This window comes from Mesorhizobium sp. CA6 (assembly GCF_020165035.1).
Lineage (GTDB): Bacteria > Pseudomonadota > Alphaproteobacteria > Rhizobiales > Rhizobiaceae > Mesorhizobium.
In genome coordinates, this window is sequence record NZ_JAIUHI010000018.1 from 86,586 (window position 1) to 104,180 (window position 17,595).

General features: G+C 65.2%; 17 protein-coding genes. 8 read left to right on the plus strand and 9 right to left on the minus strand.

The window, feature by feature from the left end; translation table 11 throughout:
* The first annotated feature begins 124 nt into the window (after positions 1–124).
* A complete protein-coding gene (locus tag LB526_RS24375; RefSeq protein ID WP_224630074.1) occupies positions 125–1,846 on the plus strand; it encodes a SulP family inorganic anion transporter in 1,722 nt (573 codons plus the stop codon).
* Between the two features lie 9 nt (positions 1,847–1,855).
* Here the strand turns inward: LB526_RS24375 and LB526_RS24380 are convergent, their stop codons facing one another.
* Together LB526_RS24380 and LB526_RS24385 are read right to left on the minus strand one after the other, a co-directional pair.
* Positions 1,856–2,782 carry a DMT family transporter gene (locus LB526_RS24380; RefSeq protein WP_224630075.1) on the minus strand — a complete coding sequence of 309 codons (927 nt, stop codon included), beginning with the start codon at positions 2,780–2,782 and terminating at the stop codon, positions 1,856–1,858.
* A gap of 170 nt (positions 2,783–2,952) precedes the next feature.
* On the minus strand, positions 2,953–3,810 hold the full coding sequence (locus LB526_RS24385) for an ATP/GTP-binding protein (protein ID WP_224630076.1): 858 nt from the start codon (positions 3,808–3,810) through the stop codon (positions 2,953–2,955).
* 113 nt (positions 3,811–3,923) lie between these two features.
* Between LB526_RS24385 and LB526_RS24390 the strand changes: the two genes are divergently transcribed.
* Positions 3,924–4,709 carry a helix-turn-helix domain-containing protein gene (locus tag LB526_RS24390; protein ID WP_224630077.1) on the plus strand — a complete coding sequence of 262 codons (786 nt, stop codon included), beginning with the start codon at positions 3,924–3,926 and terminating at the stop codon, positions 4,707–4,709.
* Positions 4,710–4,898: 189 nt separating this feature from the next.
* On the opposite strand, the gene LB526_RS24395 is transcribed toward LB526_RS24390, so the two are convergent.
* Entirely contained in the window at positions 4,899–5,831 is a 933-nt protein-coding gene (locus LB526_RS24395; RefSeq protein ID WP_224630078.1) for a CHAD domain-containing protein, read from the minus strand.
* Positions 5,828–6,301 carry a CYTH domain-containing protein gene (locus tag LB526_RS24400; protein WP_224630079.1) on the minus strand — a complete coding sequence of 158 codons (474 nt, stop codon included), beginning with the start codon at positions 6,299–6,301 and terminating at the stop codon, positions 5,828–5,830. Before LB526_RS24400 ends, LB526_RS24395 begins: the two co-directional genes overlap by 4 nt.
* A 90-nt stretch (positions 6,302–6,391) precedes the next feature.
* Here LB526_RS24400 and LB526_RS24405 point away from each other — a divergent pair, with 90 nt between their 5' ends.
* Genes LB526_RS24405 through LB526_RS24420 form a run of 4 tightly spaced genes read left to right on the plus strand, consistent with a single transcriptional unit; the run spans position 6,392 to position 10,093 of the window.
* Complete coding sequence (locus tag LB526_RS24405) at positions 6,392–7,093, plus strand: CerR family C-terminal domain-containing protein (protein ID WP_224630080.1); 702 nt, start codon at positions 6,392–6,394, stop codon at positions 7,091–7,093.
* A complete protein-coding gene (locus tag LB526_RS24410; protein ID WP_224606536.1) occupies positions 7,090–8,043 on the plus strand; it encodes an HlyD family secretion protein in 954 nt (317 codons plus the stop codon). Before LB526_RS24405 ends, LB526_RS24410 begins: the two co-directional genes overlap by 4 nt.
* Positions 8,040–8,960 carry an ABC transporter ATP-binding protein gene (locus LB526_RS24415; protein WP_095770115.1) on the plus strand — a complete coding sequence of 307 codons (921 nt, stop codon included), beginning with the start codon at positions 8,040–8,042 and terminating at the stop codon, positions 8,958–8,960. The genes LB526_RS24410 and LB526_RS24415 overlap by 4 nt, the downstream gene beginning before the upstream one ends.
* Positions 8,957–10,093, plus strand: coding sequence for an ABC transporter permease (locus LB526_RS24420; RefSeq protein ID WP_224630081.1), 1,137 nt, complete (start codon positions 8,957–8,959; stop codon positions 10,091–10,093). Before LB526_RS24415 ends, LB526_RS24420 begins: the two co-directional genes overlap by 4 nt.
* 241 nt (positions 10,094–10,334) lie before the next feature.
* Here LB526_RS24420 and LB526_RS24425 read toward each other — a convergent pair whose 3' ends face one another.
* The gene (locus LB526_RS24425) at positions 10,335–11,312 is read right to left on the minus strand and encodes a threonine/serine dehydratase (RefSeq protein WP_224630082.1); all 978 of its coding nucleotides are present in this window, start codon (positions 11,310–11,312) and stop codon (positions 10,335–10,337) included.
* Between the two features lie 319 nt (positions 11,313–11,631).
* Positions 11,632–11,955 (minus strand): hypothetical protein, encoded by a 324-nt coding sequence (locus LB526_RS24430; RefSeq protein ID WP_224630083.1) that lies wholly within the window; start codon positions 11,953–11,955, stop codon positions 11,632–11,634.
* Between the two features lie 177 nt (positions 11,956–12,132).
* On the opposite strand from LB526_RS24430, the gene mbfA reads away from it, so the two are divergent.
* On the plus strand, positions 12,133–13,116 hold the full coding sequence (gene mbfA / locus LB526_RS24435; protein ID WP_224630084.1) for an iron exporter MbfA: 984 nt from the start codon (positions 12,133–12,135) through the stop codon (positions 13,114–13,116).
* Between the two features lie 187 nt (positions 13,117–13,303).
* Here mbfA and LB526_RS24440 read toward each other — a convergent pair whose 3' ends face one another.
* Positions 13,304–13,648 carry an antibiotic biosynthesis monooxygenase family protein gene (locus LB526_RS24440; RefSeq protein ID WP_224607281.1) on the minus strand — a complete coding sequence of 115 codons (345 nt, stop codon included), beginning with the start codon at positions 13,646–13,648 and terminating at the stop codon, positions 13,304–13,306.
* A complete protein-coding gene (locus LB526_RS24445) occupies positions 13,645–14,013 on the minus strand; it encodes an NIPSNAP family protein (protein WP_224611682.1) in 369 nt (122 codons plus the stop codon). The genes LB526_RS24440 and LB526_RS24445 overlap by 4 nt, the downstream gene beginning before the upstream one ends.
* Before the next feature lie 168 nt (positions 14,014–14,181).
* Between LB526_RS24445 and LB526_RS24450 the strand changes: the two genes are divergently transcribed.
* On the plus strand, positions 14,182–14,856 hold the full coding sequence (locus LB526_RS24450) for an ArsR/SmtB family transcription factor (RefSeq protein WP_224630085.1): 675 nt from the start codon (positions 14,182–14,184) through the stop codon (positions 14,854–14,856).
* 237 nt (positions 14,857–15,093) lie between these two features.
* Here LB526_RS24450 and ligD read toward each other — a convergent pair whose 3' ends face one another.
* Positions 15,094–17,595: a DNA ligase D gene (ligD, locus tag LB526_RS24455; RefSeq protein ID WP_224630086.1), complete on the minus strand. Its 2,502-nt coding sequence runs from the start codon at positions 17,593–17,595 to the stop codon at positions 15,094–15,096.

Here is a 17,595-nt window from a genome sequence, read left to right on the forward strand (position 1 = left end):
GTGTCCGTCTCGGGAACCGTTGCCGGTTTTCGGGCAGCGATGCGGCGTCGCAACGGTTTTATCGCGACGGCGACCGCCGACGTCCAGCCGACGATCCCGCCGCCCTGTGGAGCGGAAGCAGTTCATGGATCAGGCGCGGCGGGCAATTCACCACCAAGCACGGCCGACCTTCGCCGAGCTGTTCACACCAAAGCTGGTGACGGTGCTGCGCGAGGGCTACCACCTCAAGCAGCTGAGGGCGGATGTGATCGCCGGCCTGACAGTCGCCATCGTGGCGTTGCCGCTGTCGATGGCGATCGCGATCGCCTCGCATGTGGAGCCCGAGCGCGGACTGTTTACGGCGATCATCGGCGGTTTCATCGTCGGCACGCTTGGCGGCAGCCGTTTCCAGATCGGCGGGCCCGCCGGCGCCTTCATCGTGGTCGTGGCCTCGACGGTCGACCGGCACGGTGTCGACGGACTGATCCTGGCAATGCTCATGGCCGGCGTCTTCCTGCTCGCGGCCGGCTATCTCAGGCTCGGCGCCTATGTGAAGTTCATTCCCTATCCGGTGACGGTGGGTTTCACTGCGGGCATCGCCATCATCATCCTGTCCAGCCAGTTGCACGACCTGTTCGGCCTGACGCTGCCAGGCAAGGAGCCAGGCGACCTGCTGCCGCGGCTTATCGCGCTCGGCAAGGCGGCCCGAACGGCAAATCCGGCGGCCATTGCGCTCGCCGCGCTGACGATAGGGATCATCGTGGCCATGAAGCGCTGGCGCCCTTCGTGGCCGGGCCTCCTGATCGCGGTGACTGCGGCCTCGCTGGCGACGACGCTTCTCGGTCTTCCCGTAGAGACGATCGGAACGCAATTCGGCGGCATTCCGCGGATGTTACCGGATCCGGCTCTTCCGGCGCTGGATGCGCAGAAGCTCGTCTCCGTGGTGCCCGACGCAATTTCCTTCGCTCTGCTCGGAGCAATCGAATCGCTGCTTTCCGCCGTGGTCGCGGACGGTATGACCGGACGACGGCACCGCTCCAACTGCGAACTGGTGGCACAGGGCATCGCCAATATCGGCTCGGCGCTGTTCGGCGGGATCTGCGTGACTGGACTGATCGCGCGCACGGCGACCAACATCCGCGCGGGCGCGCATGGACCGTTGTCGGGAATATTCCATTCCGCCTTCCTGCTGCTGTTCATGCTGGTGGCTGCGCCGCTTGCCAGCTACATCCCGCTGGCGGCGCTCGCCGGGGTGCTGGCCACGGTGGCCTGGAACATGGTGGAGAAGCCCGCCTTCCTGGCGCTGATCCGATCGTCCTGGGGCGACGCCCTGGTGCTTCTGGTCACTTTCGGACTTGTCATCTTCCGCGACCTCACCACCGGCATCGTGATCGGCTTTGCGCTGGGCGCTCTGCTGTTCATCGGGCGGATGGCGCGTTCGGTCGAGGTGGAGGCGCATGTCCCGCCGGTGATGGAGGACCGCGCCGACGACGCAAATGGCGGGCGCGTTGCCTATGACCTCGCCGCCGCCACCGATCCTGATACTGTCATCTATCGCATATCGGGGGCGTTCTTCTTCGGCGCTGCGGCAACGATCGCGACCGTGCTGGACCGTATCGCCGACCAGCGCAGGAACTTCATCCTCGATTGCTCGGCGGTGCCCTTCCTCGATTCGACCGCGGCAAACGTCATCGAAAGCACCGCGAACAACGCAAGGCGCGCCGGAGGACGCTTCATCATCGCGGGCGCCTCGTCGCAAGTCAGGCGCACCCTGATAAGCCATGGCGTCAAGCGGCCGCTGGTGACCTATGCAGCCTCGATCCGTGACGCGCGGGCGCAACTGGGCGGAAAAGCGGAGACGGCGTAGGCGCCCTGCTCAAACCGTCGCTTCGATCGGCTCGGCAAGCTTGGGGCTGGCTCGTGCGGCGATCAGGCAGCCGGCGACGATGAGACATGCGCCCGCCAGCGTGGTCCAGGCCACCTTCTCACCGAAGAAGAACCAGCCAAGCGCGATCGCCCAGATGAAGGCCGAGTATTCTGTCGGGATGAGATATTGCGCTTCGGCACGGGCGTAGGACCAACTCATCAGGAATTGGCCGGCGAGCGACAGCATTGTCACGCCTGCCAAGGGGAGCCAAAGTTCTCTCGGCAGAGCGACGGCAAGCCAAGGCGCTGCGCAACCAAGGATGATCCCGACGAAGATATTCTGGAACAGCATGATCTCGACCGGCTTGGCCAGAAGCGCCTGTCGCCGGGCGAGGATCAGATTGTAGCCGTAGAAGACCGTCGATACGAGCACGGCGACCGTGCCCAAAAGCGCATCCTGCGAATGGCCTGCCTGCCCGAACTGGCCGGCCAGTATGATCAAGACGCCCGCGATGCCGGCCAGCGACGCCCACACCGCCTGCCGCCTTATGCGCTCGCCCAGCAGCAATGCGGCGAGGAAAAGCGCAAACAACGGCGCGACGAAGCTCAGGCCTATGGCCTCGGCGAGCGGCAGCCTGGCGAGACCCCAGAAGAACGAGACTAGGACGATGCCGACAATGACCGCGCGCAGCGCATGCAGACCGAGCACCGGGAGGGTCGGTTTCGAGCGTGGCCCCGTCGACCAGGCCGCGCCCGCGACCACGATCGCGACCATGCTGCGCCATAGCACCGTATTGTAGACGCCGACCGCGATGACCAGCGACTTCATCGCCGCATCCATGCCCGACAGCAGGAAGATCGCCAGCGCGCAGGCGAGCACCGGGATCGTCGGTGAAACGGCGCCGTTCAGGCTGGATGTGTTCACGGCTTTGCTCACATGAGGGTTGCCGCCGAATAGTCCGGAGCGGGTGGCGAAACCAGATGGCAGCCGCACCGACATGGCGGTCCAATATCGAGCGGCGAGGCGAAAAGCTCGCCTCATCGCTGAGTGCCGAGATGCGAAACGCTGTCCCGCCGGCGTTGCAATGCTTCTCCGCCGCGACATGCTCAATCCAGGGACAGCGCCGCGACCTTGCCCTCGCCCATCAACGGCACATAGATGGCCGCCTTGCCGTCCGTGCCGATATCGGCGCTGCCCGGCTTGAACTGCGCTACCACCGTCGGCGCGCCGCCGGGCTTGTAGCTGTAGAGCGTGCCGGTCATGTAGGCGGTGGCGTAGATGGTGTCGCCAATGGCGATGACGCCGTCGAGATCGGCGAATTTTTGGGCCCCGGGCAGCGGCGTGATCTTCTTCGTGGCAAGGTCGACCGACAGCAGGCCGCCGGGCTCGGCGGTGCTGAAATCGGTCCTGTTGATGCCCTTGCCCCAGGACGCGGCGATCAGCCTGCCGCCATCGGCGAACACGCCATTCGGCGAGGCGAGCAGCGCATCCTTGACGAACAGCTCCGGCCTGTCGCCGTCGATGCGGTAGATCGTGTCGGCCAGCATGTCGCTGACATAGACCTTGCCGGCACTGTCGGCGGTCATGTCGTTGAGAAAAACGGCGCCGGGCACATCGATGGTCTCGACCAGTCTGCCGCTGGCGAGATCGACGACGCGCACCTTGGTGATGTCGGCGGCGTAGAGCTTGCCGCCGGCGATCGCCATGCCCTTGGGCGCGTCCATGCCGTCCACCCAGCGGCGAGAGATGACCTTGCCGTCCATCGACAAGAGCGACAAATAGCCATTGCCGTCCGCCGCGCCCGGATTGCCGACGATGTTGGAGACGATGATCCGGTTGTGGGCGGCATCGACCAGCGCGGATTCCGGCTGCTCGAAGCCGGTGGCCCGCCAGAGCTCGCCGGCCTGCACGGCGGACACAGCGCCGATGGCGGCGAAGACGGTTGAAGCGATGAGGTGTTTCATGGGTGCTCTCCGGTGATGACGGCAGAGAGCTAGGCTTTCCGATACTTTCCGGGAAGCCGGAACAGGACTAGTATCGCAATTCAATACCAATTCGCACGAATGAGGCGCAGTCCATGAACGGTCCGATCTTCGAGGCGCTGAAACGGACGCTGAAGGCCAAGGGCCTGACCTACCGGACGCTGGCCGAGCGCATGGGCGTTTCCGAGCCGACGGTGAAGCGCATCTTCCATGAGAAGAACTGCAAGCTCGACCGGCTGATGGAGATCTGCGCCGCGGCCGATGTCGAGCTGGAGAACGTTCTCGGCGCGATGAACCGCGGGCCGGGTCCGGCCAACCGCATCGCGCCGGAGATCGAGCGCCGGCTGGCGGCGCGGCCGGCCCTGCTCTTCGTCTTCGTCATGCTGTCGGAGAAGTTCACGCCCGAAGGCATCATGCGCTCGCAAGGCCTGAGCGAAGCTTCGATGTTCCTCTACCTGCGCGACCTCGAGGAGCTCGGGCTGGTGGCGCTGGGGCGCGGCCTGTCGGCAAGGCTGCTGGTCGACGCGCCGATCCAGTGGGATTTCGAGGGGCCGCTGAAGCCGCATTTCGAGATGACCAACAAGAACTTCATCGGCTGGGCGATCGGCCATATGGAGCAGGCCGCGACCTTCATCAGCTTTTCCAGACGCATGCGGCCGCAAACGGCGGAAATGCTGCGCCGCGAGGCCGACGAGCTCGCCGAACGTGCCAGGCTGCTTGCCCATCACGACCAGCACACCACGCCCGAGGACCAGCTCACCGGCTACAAATGGACCTTCGCCTTCGGCGCGACGCCGTTTCCGGCGATCATGCCGATCGGGTCGCATCCGAGGGATGCGGGCGCCAGGGCGGCGAAGGAGAAACGAGCGCTGCCGGCGTAGCGCCGCCCCTTCTCCCCTTGTGGGAGAAGGTGGATCGGCGCGCAGCGCCGAGACGGATGAGGGGTGTTCCAGCTTGGCCGCAGCGCTCGTCCAAAGCCGCAATCGCCGACGCCTTGTTCCCTGGAGCACCCCTAATCCGGCCGCTTCGCGGCCACCTTCTCCCACAAGGGGAGAAGGAGACACGCCGCGCTAAGCCGCCTTTGCTTCTTCCTGCGGTCCGGCGAGATCGTCCCGCGCCTTGCGGGCCAATCTCCTGGCCGAGCGCTTGGGGCTGTCGCCGAACAGCTCGGCAGCATCGGCAAGGCAGGCCTTGGCCAGGCTCTTTTCGGCACGTTTCAGAAGCTTGCGCAGAAGCTTCGTCTCGTCGGCGGGGCCGAGCGGCTCGCCTTCGGCGTCGAGCAGGGCGCAGATGACGAAGACGTCGTGCAATTCGCCGAGCTGCTCGCCGAGCCTGTCGACCGCCTTGCGGCGCGCCTTGATCGGCGTCGGCCACAGGCGGCCGAGCAGCGACAGATGCATGGCGTGGGTCTTTGCCGCCTTGCGCAGGTCGTGAAAATCGTCGGCCGCGCCGCGTGATTCCGCCTTGTCCAGCGCCTTCTTCGCCCGCCGCAAGGTGGCGCGGGCGCCCTCGGCCAATATATCGGCCGCCTGCTCCGGCTGGTCGGGCAAAGTCAGCCTGTCGATGCGTTCCAGGCCTTCCCGGCATGCGGCGATCGCCGCATTGATGGCCGCGTCGAGGCGCGGACCGGCGTGGAGCTCGTGCTGGCGCAGCACCAGCCGCTCGCGCACGGGGTCGAGACCGCCGCCTGCCGATTGTTCCGGAAAGGCATCGGCCAAGCGGTCGACGGTCTCGATCAAGGCGGTCGCCTCGCGCGGGCCGGCCAGCAGCGCCGACACCTGCTTATAACATTCATTCTCGGTCTGGCAGAACGGTTCGTCCCCGGAACGAACCAGGCGTAGCAAGGCGCGCACGCTTTTCAGCCGTTTGCGGCATTTGTGAAGTCCCTGCTCCGGTTTCTCGCGCGCCATCTCGAGATGAGCGACTGCCTTGCCGATCTCGTCGGCCAATATGCGCCTGACCTCGCCGGTCAGAGGCAAGCGCGGATCGATGCGGAAACTCATGCGGCGATCTCCGGAATCCCCCCGAGGGCCAGCGACGCGTTGTAGAACCTCGACTCGCCGGTGACCTCGCGACCGAGCCAGTCGGGCAGCATTTCGTCAGATACGTCCTCCGGCGTCTCCAGCTCCGCGATCACCAGCCCCGCGAGCTTTCCGCCGAAAACATCGACTTCATAGAGATAGCCGCGGTGTCTAACATGGTGGCGTGTCTTCTCGATGACACGTCCGATGGCGAACGCCATCAATTCCTCGGCCTCGGCAAGCGGGATCGAATATTCGAATTCGTCACGCTCGCGCGCCCTGTCGCCAAACTTCAGCGTCAGCTTGGCTGAGCCCCCGTCGCTGATGCGCACCCGCACCGTGCGGCCGGGCTGCGCGGCGACATAGAATTGACGAATGCGGATTTCCGCCTCGACCTCACCGCGCCAGGCGGGACTGGAGACCAGGAATTTGCGCTCGACTTCCTTGCTCATGGCCGGGCACTAAAGCCTGTGAGGGCCGGGAAGGCAAGCCGAGTCGAGGCCAAATTTGACTTTAATCAATCGATTGATTAAAATGTAGGTATGAACAAACGATCAATCGCAAGAAGGCCGCAGCGCGAGGTCGGCACCGCCGATCAAACGCGCGCGGCGCTTGTCCACGCGGCGCTCAGGCTGTTCGGGCGGCAAGGTTTCGACGGCACTTCGACGCGGGAGATCGCGGCCGAGGCCAAGGCCAATATCGGCTCAATCGCCTATCACTTCGGCGGCAAGGAAGGCCTGCGCGCCGCCGCCGCCGACTTCATCGTCGACACCATCCAGGGGATTGCCGGCCAGGCACTGGGCGGCGTGCAAGCAGCGGCTCCCCTGGACCCGGAAGCAGCCCGGGCGCAGCTTTTCGCGGCGCTCGAGCGGATGGTGGGTTTCGTCGTGGCCAGTCCGCAGGCCGGCGAGATCGTACAATTCGTACTTCGCGAGCTCTCGCATCCGACCGCCGCGCTCGACCGCATCTATGCCGGCGTGTTCGAGCCGACGCACCGGCGGCTGTGCCAGGTCTGGGAACAGGCGACCGGCGAGCCGGCCGAGAGCGAAGCGACCAAGCTCACCGTTTTCACCATGATTGGCCAGGTCATCTATTTCCGTATCGGCCGCGAGGCGGTGATGCGCCGGATGGGCTGGCACGACATCGGCAATGAAGAGGCCGCCAAGGTGGTGACGGTCGCAACCGACAACCTCAGGGCAATGCTGGCCGCGCGGGGGGCCGCCGGCAAGAAGGGCAAATCATGAGCTTTCTTTGTTCGCTGCCGCTCGCGGCCCAATTGTTTGGCGCGTGCGCGCCGGCCGCACCTTTGGCCGTCGGCTATGTCGAAGGCGAATATGTGCTGATGGCGCCGATCGAAGTGGCCCAGGTGGCGACGGTGTCGGTTCGGCGCGGCGACCGCGTCGAGAACGGCACGGCGGTGGCGACGCTGGAAGACGCCGACGCCAAGATCGAGGTTGCGCAGGCTAAAGCCGCGCTTGCGCAGGCACAGGCGCAGCTTGCCGACCTTCAGGTCGGCAAGCGCCCCGAGGAAATCGCCGTGCTCAAGGCCGAGGTCGACATGGCCAAAGCCCAGGCGGCCGACGCCAAGCGCAAATACGACCGCGCCAGCGACCTCTACAAACGAGGCACCGGCACCCAGGCCGATTACGACACCGCCTCGGCTTCGCTGGAGACCGCCAATGCCCAGGTCGGCCAGGCGGAAGCCAATCTCGCCGTCGGCAATCTGCCGGCGCGGGCCGAGACCATCAAGGCCGCCGACAACCAGGTCAAGCAGGCGCGGTCGACCCTGGAGCAGGCCGAGTGGCGGCTGTCGAAGCGGGTGCTGGCGGCGCCCTCGCCTGGCCGCGTCAACGACGTCATCCGCAATCCAGGCGACACAGCCGGGCCGACCGCGCCGGTGATCTCGATGCTGCCGGACGGCGCCGTGAAGCTCAGCGTCTATGTCCCCGAAAGCGCGTTCTCGGCGGTCAAGGTCGGCACCGAGCTCAACGTCCGTTGCGACGGCTGCGGGACAGGGCTGAAGGCACGCGTCAGCTATGTCTCGCCCGACCCCGAATTCACGCCGCCGGTGATCTACTCGCTGGAGAACCGGCAGAAGCTGGTCTATCTCGTCGAGGCGCGGCCGGAGGGCGATGCGGGACCACTGCAGCCCGGTCAGATCGTCGATGTCGATCTTGCGGATCTCGGGCAATGAACGCCATCGACGTTCGCGGCCTGGTCAAGCGCTTCGGCGACAAGACCGTCGTCGACCATGTGACGATGACGGTCGCCGAAGGCGAGATCGTCGGCTTCCTCGGGCCGAACGGCTCGGGCAAGACGACGACCATCCGCATCATGTGCGGGCTTTTGACGCCGGACGAAGGCGACGGCACGGTGCTGGGCTTCGACATCCGCACCGACGCGCTCAAGATCAAGCGCGAAGTCGGCTACATGACGCAGAAATTCTCATTCTACGAGGATCTGACGATCGGCGAGAACCTCGAATTCGTGGCGCGGCTCTACCGGCTGAGGCCGGTCGAGGAGTATGTCTCGCGCACGCTTCAGGATCTCGGCCTGGCCAGCCGCCGCAACCAGTTGGCCGGCACGCTTTCCGGCGGCTGGAAGCAGCGGCTGGCGCTGGCCGCCTGCATCATGCACGAGCCGAAGCTGCTTCTGCTCGACGAGCCGACGGCCGGCGTCGATCCGAAGGCGCGACGCGAGTTCTGGGACGAGATCCATCGCCTCGCCGGCGGCGGGCTGACCGTGCTCGTCTCCACCCACTACATGGACGAGGCCGAGCGCTGCCACCGCATCAGCTACATCTCCTACGGCAAGATGCTCGCCACCGGCACCGTGGACGAGGTGGTGAAGAATGCCGGACTGACCACTTTCGTCTTGCAGGGGCCGCGGCTCGACCAGGTGGCCGAGGCGCTGCAAGGCAGGCCCGGCGTCGACCAGGTGGCGCCGTTCGGCGCGACGCTGCATGTCGTCGGCTCCGACAAGGCGGCGCTCGAAAAGGCGCTGGCCGACGTCGAGAAGGAACACAAGGGCGTCACCGTGAAGCCAGGCGAGACCAGCCTCGAGGATGTGTTCATCCAGTTCATGGCCGGCTCGAAGGACAATATGGCATGAAAGCGGTCTTCTCCTTCGCCAGGCTGGGCGCGCTGCTGACCAAGGAATTCATCCAGATGCGGCGCGACCGCATCACCTTCGCCATGATGCTGGGAGTGCCGCTGATCCAGCTGGTGCTGTTCGGCTATGCGATCAACAACGACCCTAAGAGCCTGCCGGCCGCGCTTGTGGCGACCAGCAGCGACCCCTATACGAGGGCGATGGTCTCGGCGCTGCAGACCACCGGCTACTACCGCTTCGACCATGTCGCGCAAAGTGCGGCGGAAGCCGAGTTCCTGATGGCGCGTGGCGACGTCTCCTTCGTCGTCACCATCCCCGCCGATTTCGCCCGCCGCGTCGAGCGCGGCGACAACCCGCAGATCCTGATCGAGGCCGACGCCACCGACCCGGCGGTCGCCAGCGGCGCGATCTCGACGCTGAGCACCGTGGCCGGCCAGGCGCTACTCAGGGCACAGGGCACTGAGGAAACGGCCAAGGAGGCGGCGCGCGGCCAGCTCGATGTCGTCGTGCACCGGCGCTACAATCCCGAAGGCATCTCGCAATACAACATCGTGCCCGGCCTGCTCGGCGTCATCCTGCAGATGACGATGGTGATGATGACTTCGATCGCGCTGACGCGCGAGACCGAGCGCGGCACGATGGAAAACCTGCTGGCCATGCCGTCGAGCCCGCTCGAGATCATGATGGGCAAGGTGCTGCCCTACCTGGTGGTGGGCGCGGTGCAGGTGGTGGTGGTGCTGGCCGCAGCGAAGCTTCTGTTTGCCATTCCCTTCATGGGGTCGCTGTCGCTGCTGCTGTCCACAGTGCTGGTGTTCGTGCTGTCGCTGGTGCTGCTCGGCTACACGATCTCGACGATTGCGCGCACGCAGATGCAGGCGCTGCAGCTCACCTTCTTCTTCTTCCTGCCCTCGATCATGCTGTCGGGCTTCATGTTCCCCTATCGCGGCATGCCGGGCTGGGCGCAGACCTTTGGCGAGATCTTCCCGCTGACGCATTTTTTGCGCATCACCCGCGCCGTCATGCTGAAAGGGGCAGAGCTGCCGGCGGTGGCTACGGAAGTCGGTTGGCTGGTCGTGTTCGTGGCATTGTTTGCCGGCGTAGCGCTGGTGCGGTTCAGGCGCACGCTGGATTGAGATCACGGAAATCTTGCGCACAAAAGCCTAAGGCTGGCGGGACAGCGCCCCCCTCTGGCCTGCCGGCCATCTCCCCCACAAGGGGGGAGATCGGACGCCTCGCCGACCGTCGCCAACCTCAAACGTTGCAGAGATGGGCGAGGCGCCGAAACTGCCAATCTCCCCCCTTGTGGGGGAGATGGCCGGCAGGACAGAGGGGGGCGCGAAGGATCACAACGATTCTCGCGTGCAGGCCGCGCCTCTAAGCCGCCGCCATGATCTCCGCATAGGTGCCGAAATCGACATTGCCGCCGGAGAGCACTACGGCGACGCTTTTGCCGGCAAGGTCGATCTCGCCGGATGACAGCGCGGCAAACGCGACGCAGCCGCCGGGCTCGACCACCAGCTTGAGATGGGCCATGGCGTCGCGCATCGCCTGGGCGGCCGCCTTGTCGGAGACGGCGATGGCGCCGGCGAGATTCCGTCGGTTGATCTCGAAGGTGATGGCGCCCGGCTCGGCGGTGAGCAGCGCATCGCAGATCGAGCTATGGCCGGGTTCGTTCGAGACCCGCTCGCCCTTGGCCAGTGAGCGGCGCGTGTCGTCGAAATGCTCGGGCTCGACGGCCCAGACTTGCGTGCTCGGCGAAGCGTCCTTGACGGCGACGGAGATGCCGCTCGACAGGCCGCCGCCGCCGCAAGGAACGACGACGGCGTCGAGGGCCACGCCAAGCGCTTTCGCCTGCTTGATCAGTTCCAGGCCGATCGTGCCCTGGCCGGCGATGATCGCCGGATCGTCGAAGGGTGGCACCAGCGCCATGCCCTTTTCGATATAGGGGCGAACGACCGTCATGCGGTCGTCCTTGTAGCGATCGAACGGCACCACTTCGGCGCCCATCTTGCGGACATTGCCGATCTTGAGCGCCGGCGCATCGGCCGGCATGGCGATCACCGCCTTGACGCCGAACATGGCGGCCGAGGCCGCTACCCCTTGCGCGTGGTTGCCGGACGAGAAGGCGACGACGCCGCGGCCGCGCTCTTCCTCGCTCAGGGTAGACAGCTTGTTATAGGCGCCGCGAATCTTGAAGGAGCCGGTTCGCTGCAGCGTCTCGGGCTTGAACAGAATGCGGCCGCCATAGCGCTTGTTGAGCTCGGGCGATTCGATGAGCGGCGTTTCGACGATCAGGCCGGAAAGCCGCTCGGCGGCGGCGCGGATGTCGGAGATGCCGGGCAGGGTGAGCATGATGGGCCTCGCGGGATGAGCACCGTCATGGTGCACGCAAACCGAGGCGTCGCGCCAACGAAAAAATGTGATGGAGACAAGGTTTTGGAAGATGCGCCAGCGGCTGTCACCTTCGTCATTCCAGGGCGGAGCAAGGAGCGGAGCGACGCGCGCAGACCCTGGAATCCATGCCGTGACGTCCGTGACGCGCGAAATCGGACCAGAATTGGGTCGCCTTTCACAGCGAATTTGGAACGATTGTTCTGCACCGCCGCATTCTACGGCAGAAGTCATGGCATGGATCCTCGGGTCAAGCCCGAGGATGACGAAAGGCGCAGGTTCACCCCAGCAGCGTCTTCGTCCTTTTGCTGCCGCCCAGCTTGCGCCAGGAGTTGAAGCGGTGGGTGGCGGCGGCGAAGGATATCTTCATCTGCTGCGAAACCGTGTAGCGCGACTTGCCTTCGTCGAACATGCGGTAGCAGCACTCGGCGCCTTCCTCGGTCAGCTTGCCGTCCGGCGTCTTGTTGTGCGGGTTGGCCGGGTCGAATTTATCGAGCTGTTCCTCGACAAGACCTTTCAGGCGCTGCAGGTCGGCCTCGATGCTGGCGATGAGATCGAGAACCGGCTTGGCGTCAAATGCTTGCGGGGGCTTCTTGTCCGTCATGCCGGGCGTCCTTCAATTTCGGTGGCGGTCAGTTATATAGGCAAACATTCGGCAATAATGAAGGGTTTGATCTCCGCGGGATCAGCATTCGCGCGCCCGCAGCCGGCGCCGTTGGCAATTGACCTTCAACTGCCAAAATCATAGTTTAGAACAATTCTAAACTAGAGTGATCCCATCATGCTTTCCCGTGTTTTCGGCTTCGGCCGCCGTTCCTTCGATTCGCTTTCGGAGCAGGAGATCCTGGCGCTGGCGATCTCCTCCGAGGAGGATGACGGACGCATCTACCGCGCTTATGCCGATGGCCTGGCGCAGGACTTTCCGCAATCGGCAAAAGTTTTCGAGGCGATGGCCGAGGAAGAGGACGGCCATCGCGATTCGCTCATCGAGCTTCACCGCAAGCGCTTCGGCGAGCGCATCCCGCTGATCCGGCGCGAGCATGTGAAAGGCTATTTCGAGCGCAAGCCGGACTGGCTGGTGAGGCCGCTCGGCATCGAGCATGTGCGGCAGCAGGCCGAGGAAATGGAGCGGCAGGCCTATCGCTTCTATGTCGAGGCGGCCAAGCGCACCACCGACGCCTCGACGCGCAAGCTGCTCAACGACCTCGCCGCGGCCGAGCAGGGTCATGAAAGCTCGGCGCATGAATTGGAACAGCAGCATGTGCCGGGAACCGTCAAGGTGGAGGAGGCGACGGCCGAGCAGCGCCAGTTCATCCTCACCTATGTGCAGCCCGGGCTGGCCGGGCTGATGGACGGCTCTGTGTCGACGCTTGCGCCGATCTTCGCCGCGGCGTTCGCCACGCACGACACCTGGCAGACGCTTCTGGTCGGCCTCGCCGCCTCGATCGGCGCCGGCATCTCGATGGGTTTCACCGAGGTCGCCTCCGACGACGGCAAACTGTCGGGGCGCGGCTCGCCGATCAAGCGCGGGCTGACGGTCGGCCTGATGACTTCGCTGGGCGGCCTCGGTCACGCGCTGCCCTATCTGATCCCGTATTTCTGGACGGCCACTGCCGTGGCGGCGGTGGTGGTGTTCTTCGAACTCTGGGCGATTGCTTTCGTTCAGAACCGCTACATGCAGACTCCCTTCTGGCGCGCCGCCTTCCAGGTGGTGCTGGGCGGCGCGCTGGTGTTCGGGGCGGGCGTGCTGATCGGCAATGCGTAGCCTTCTCCTTCTCCCCTTGTGGGAGAAGGTGGATCGGCGCGTAGCGCCGAGACGGATGAGGGGTGCTCCAGCGGAGTGAGACGCCGGCAAACGTGCCGTCTCCTCCGGCGTCGCCAAGCGGGAACACCCCTCATCCGTCGCCTTCGGCGACACCTTCTCCCACAAGGGGAGAAGGGAAAGGCGCGCTTCAGCCATTCACCTCGCGGCTATCCTGCGGCGCCTCGGCCCTTTCCTCCATCCCATAGTCGCGCATGACATGGGCGATGCGCAGACGGTAGTCGGCAAAGAAGCCGCCGCGCCCCGCCTTTTGCGCCTGCCGGTGCTCTTCGGTGTTGCGCCAGGCTTTCACCGCTTCCTCGTCGCGCCAGAAGGACAGCGACAGAACCCGCCTGGGGTCGGTCAGGCTCTGGAAGCGCTCGACCGAGATGAAGCCGTCTATGCTCTCAAGCAGCGGCTTAAGCTCGGCGGCGATGCCGAGATAGGCATCGCGCTTGCCTTCCGCCGGCTCCACCTCGAAGATGACAGCGATCATGTCTCGACCCCTTCCTTGACAACCACGTCGGTGCGAAAGACCTGTCTCGGCCCATGCGGCCCGGACACCAGCTTCAGGAAGAGGCGATCTTCCTTCAAGATGAATTTCTCGCGCCGCGCGAATTCATAATTCGCCTTGCCCGCCGGGTCGGCGGCAAGCCGGGCGCGATAGCCTTCATAGGCCGCGAGGCTCTCGATGTTGTAGGCGGCATAGGCCGTGGTGGCCGAGCCTTCATGCGGGGCGTAATAGCCGATCAGGTCGGCGCCGCAGCGCGGAATGGCCTGGCCCCAGGCCCGCGCATATTGCTCAAAGGCCGCCTTGCCGAACGGGTCGATCTCGTAGCGGATGAAGCAGGTGATGGTCATGTCGGTCTCCTCGTCCGTTGAGTTTTGACGACGACGGTTCGACCGCGGTCGAAACATCGCTTGCGCCTTTGTGCTAGGCATTCTCCTGTCAGGAGAGTTTGCCGCGCTGCTTGAGCCGACCGCAGAATAGTGCTTCCCTGACAGGAATGCTTCGATGAGGATCGAACCATGCGTGAAGGACCCGACATCGCCCGCATCGCCAGCCTGGTCGGCGACCCGGCCCGCGCCAACATGCTCAACGCTCTCATGGGCGGTACGGCGCTGACCGCGTCGGAACTGGCGCTGGAAGCGGGTGTGTCGCTGCCCACCGCTTCCTCGCATCTGTCGAAGCTGATGGATGGCGGCTTGCTGACTTTGGCCAGCCAGGGCCGACACCGCTATTACGGTCTCGCCGGCGCGCAGGTGGCCGGCATGATCGAGGCGATCATCGGCGTCGCCGAAGCGGTCGGCCCGAAGCGTGTGCGGCCGGGACCGCGCGACGCGGCCATGCGCGTGGCGAGGGTCTGCTACGATCACCTGGCCGGCGAGCAGGCGGTGGCGATGCTCGACCGGCTGCTCGACAGGAAGCTTTTGCTGCGCGACGACAACCAAATCAGGCTCTCGCCGTCCGGGGCCGCGCATTTTTCCGCGCTCGGCATCGAAACCGGTGCCAAGGCGCGGCGGCCGGTTTGCCGCGCCTGCCTCGACTGGAGCGTGCGGCGATCGCACCTCGCCGGCACGCTTGGTGCGGCCATCCTCGACAAGATCATCGCCGAGAAATGGGCGCGGCGCGAGAAGGACAGCCGCGCCGTGGTGTTCTCGCCGACGGGCAGGCAGGAGTTTGAGCGGGTGTTTCTGGCGTAGGGTCACGCGCAAGCGATACCTTCGCAATGTCGGCGCGAGGCGCCCCCCTCTGGCCTGCCGGCCATCTCCCCCTCAAGGGGGGAGATTGGCAGTTCTGGCTCTCCGCCATTCTTGCAACGTTGGAGATTGGCGAAACCGGCTGAGCGATTAATCTCCCCCCTAGAGGGGGAGATGGCCGGCAGGCCAGAGGGGGGCGCGAAGGATCGCGGCTTTGCCGGCTCTGCCGTCCACGCAAACCTACCCCCGCTTCAGCACCTTCCCCAGCTTGAAGAACTCCTTCCACGGATCGGCCTTCTTCAGCTGTGCCAGCGTGGAAGCGTCCCCAAGCGGGAACGCATTCGGCGCCAGGCCCTTCTTTATCTCCGGCCAGGTCGCCGGCATCGATATCGTCGCACCCTTCTTGGCGCGTGAGGAATAGGGCGCGACCGTGGTCGAGCCCCTGCCGTTGCGCAGATAGTCGACGAAGATCTTGCCGGTGCGCGCCTTCTTCGACAGCGTCGCCGTGTAGCGGTCGGGCGCGGCCTGCTCGAGCGCGCGGGCGAAATCATGGGCGAAATCCTTGACCTCGTCCCACTCCGCCGAGGGTTTCAGCGGCACCAGCACGTGATAGCCCTTGCCGCCTGAGGTCTTGACCAGGTTCGGCAGCGACAGCTCGTTGAGCTGCTCGTGGATGTCGAGCGCCGCCTCGCGTACGCGGCCGACATCGACGCCTTCATCGGGATCGAGATCGAAGATGATCTGGTCCGGCTTTTCCAACTTATCGATCGTCGAGCCCCAGATGTGCACCTCGACCACGCCGTACTGGACAAGCGCCGCCAGCCCGTCGAAATCCTTGATGAACAGTATCTCCTCGCCATCGGTCGGATCTTTCATCCTGGCGATCTTGTCGCTCATGCCGGGCGAGGCGTGTTTCTGGAAGAAGCGCTGGCCGTGGATGCCGTCCGGTGCCCGCACCAGGCTCAGCGGCCGGTTGACGACGAATTCTGCCATGCGCGGCCAGACCAGCGCGTAATGATCGAGCAGGTCCCGCTTGGAAACCTTTTCGTCGGGCCATAGCAGCTTGTCGGGATGCGAGAGCTTGATCGAGGTCTTCGCCGTTCCGGCCGAGGGTTTCGGTGCGGTCTTTGCACCCGGCTTCGCCCCGGTTTCGGCCTTCTTCGGCTGTTCCTGCACGACTTCCTCCGCCGGCTTGTCCTCGCGCAACCCCTGGAACGAGGCGTGCCGGATTATACGGTCGGAAGTCCAGCTGCGGAACTCCACCTCGCCGACAAGTTCCGGCTTGACGAAGGTGAGGCCCTTGCCCTTGGGCACGGCGGCCGAGAACGGCGAGGCCGTCGCCTTGAGGCCGTCGAGCTTCTTCTTCAAATCCGTCATCACCTTGCCGGAAAAGCCGGTGCCGACACGGCCGGCATAGTGCAGCTTGCCGCCTTCGTTGAAGCCGACCAGCAGCGAGCGCAGGCCGCGCCCGGTCTTGTCCGAGGGCAGATAGCCGCCGATGACGAATTCCTGGCGCAGCGTGCATTTGGATTTGATCCAGGAGAGCCCCCGCCCACTGCGGTAGGGCGCGTCGGCGCGTTTCGATACCACGCCTTCCAGGCCCATCCGGCAGACATGCTGCAGCATGACCTTGCCCGGCTCGTGGAAATGGTCGCTGAAGCGCAGCGCCGAATGTTCGGGCTGCTGGCCCAGCAGCTCTGCCAGCGCCTGCTTGCGTTCGACCAACGGTTCGCGGCGCAGGTCCTTGCCGTCGAGCCGCATCAGGTCGAAGACATAGTAGACGAAGCGGTCGGCGCGTCGGGCCGACAGGTCCGCCTGCAGCAAGGGGAAGGACGAGATGCCGCTGTCGGCCAAAACCACGATCTCGCCGTCGATGATGGCGTCGCGGCATTTCAGCCTGGCAAGCGCAGCGGTGACAGGACCATCGAATTTGTCCGTCCAGTCGAGACCGGCGCGAGTGAGCAGCCTGACCTCGCTGCCGGCGATCTGCGCCTGCATGCGGTAGCCGTCGAATTTGACTTCATGCAGCCAGTCCTCGCCGGCGGGCGCATCCTTTTCCAGCGTCGCCAGCTGCGGCTCGATGAATTCGAGACGCTTGCCAGGCCCGGCCTTGGTCTTGGCGGCAGCCGGCCTGTTGGATTGCCAGACTTTCGGTGTCTGCCCCCTGGCGGTCTTGCCTTCGCCCACCTCCTCGATGGTCAGGCCCGACTTCACCGATTTCGGTTCCTCCTCGAGAACATCCTCGCCGGGCCGGGCGGCGGCATCGTCGGATTTGATCAGCAGCCAGTTGTCGCGCTTCTCGCCCGGGCGGGGCCGCAGCCTGACCAGATGCCAGCGGCCGTTGAGCTTGTGGCCCTCGAGCTCGAAGTCGATATGGCCCTTCTTCATGCTCTTGGCCGGATCGCCATCCGGCGTCCACTTGCCTTCGTCCCAGACGATCACCGAGCCGCCGCCATATTGGCCTTTCGGAATGGTGCCTTCGAAGGACGCGTAGTCGATCGGGTGATCCTCGACATGCACGGCCAGCCGCTTCTCATGCGGATCGAGGCTCGGGCCGCGCGTCACCGCCCAGCTCCACAAGACGCCGTCATGCTCAAGCCGGAAATCATAATGGAGCCGCGTGGCGGCATGCTTCTGGACGACGAAGATGCCGCCGCCTTGCTTTTGCCTGCCGACCTTGCCGGCCGGCTCGGCGGTCTTCTTGAAGTCGCGCTTGGCGTGATACTGCTCGAGGCCGGCCAT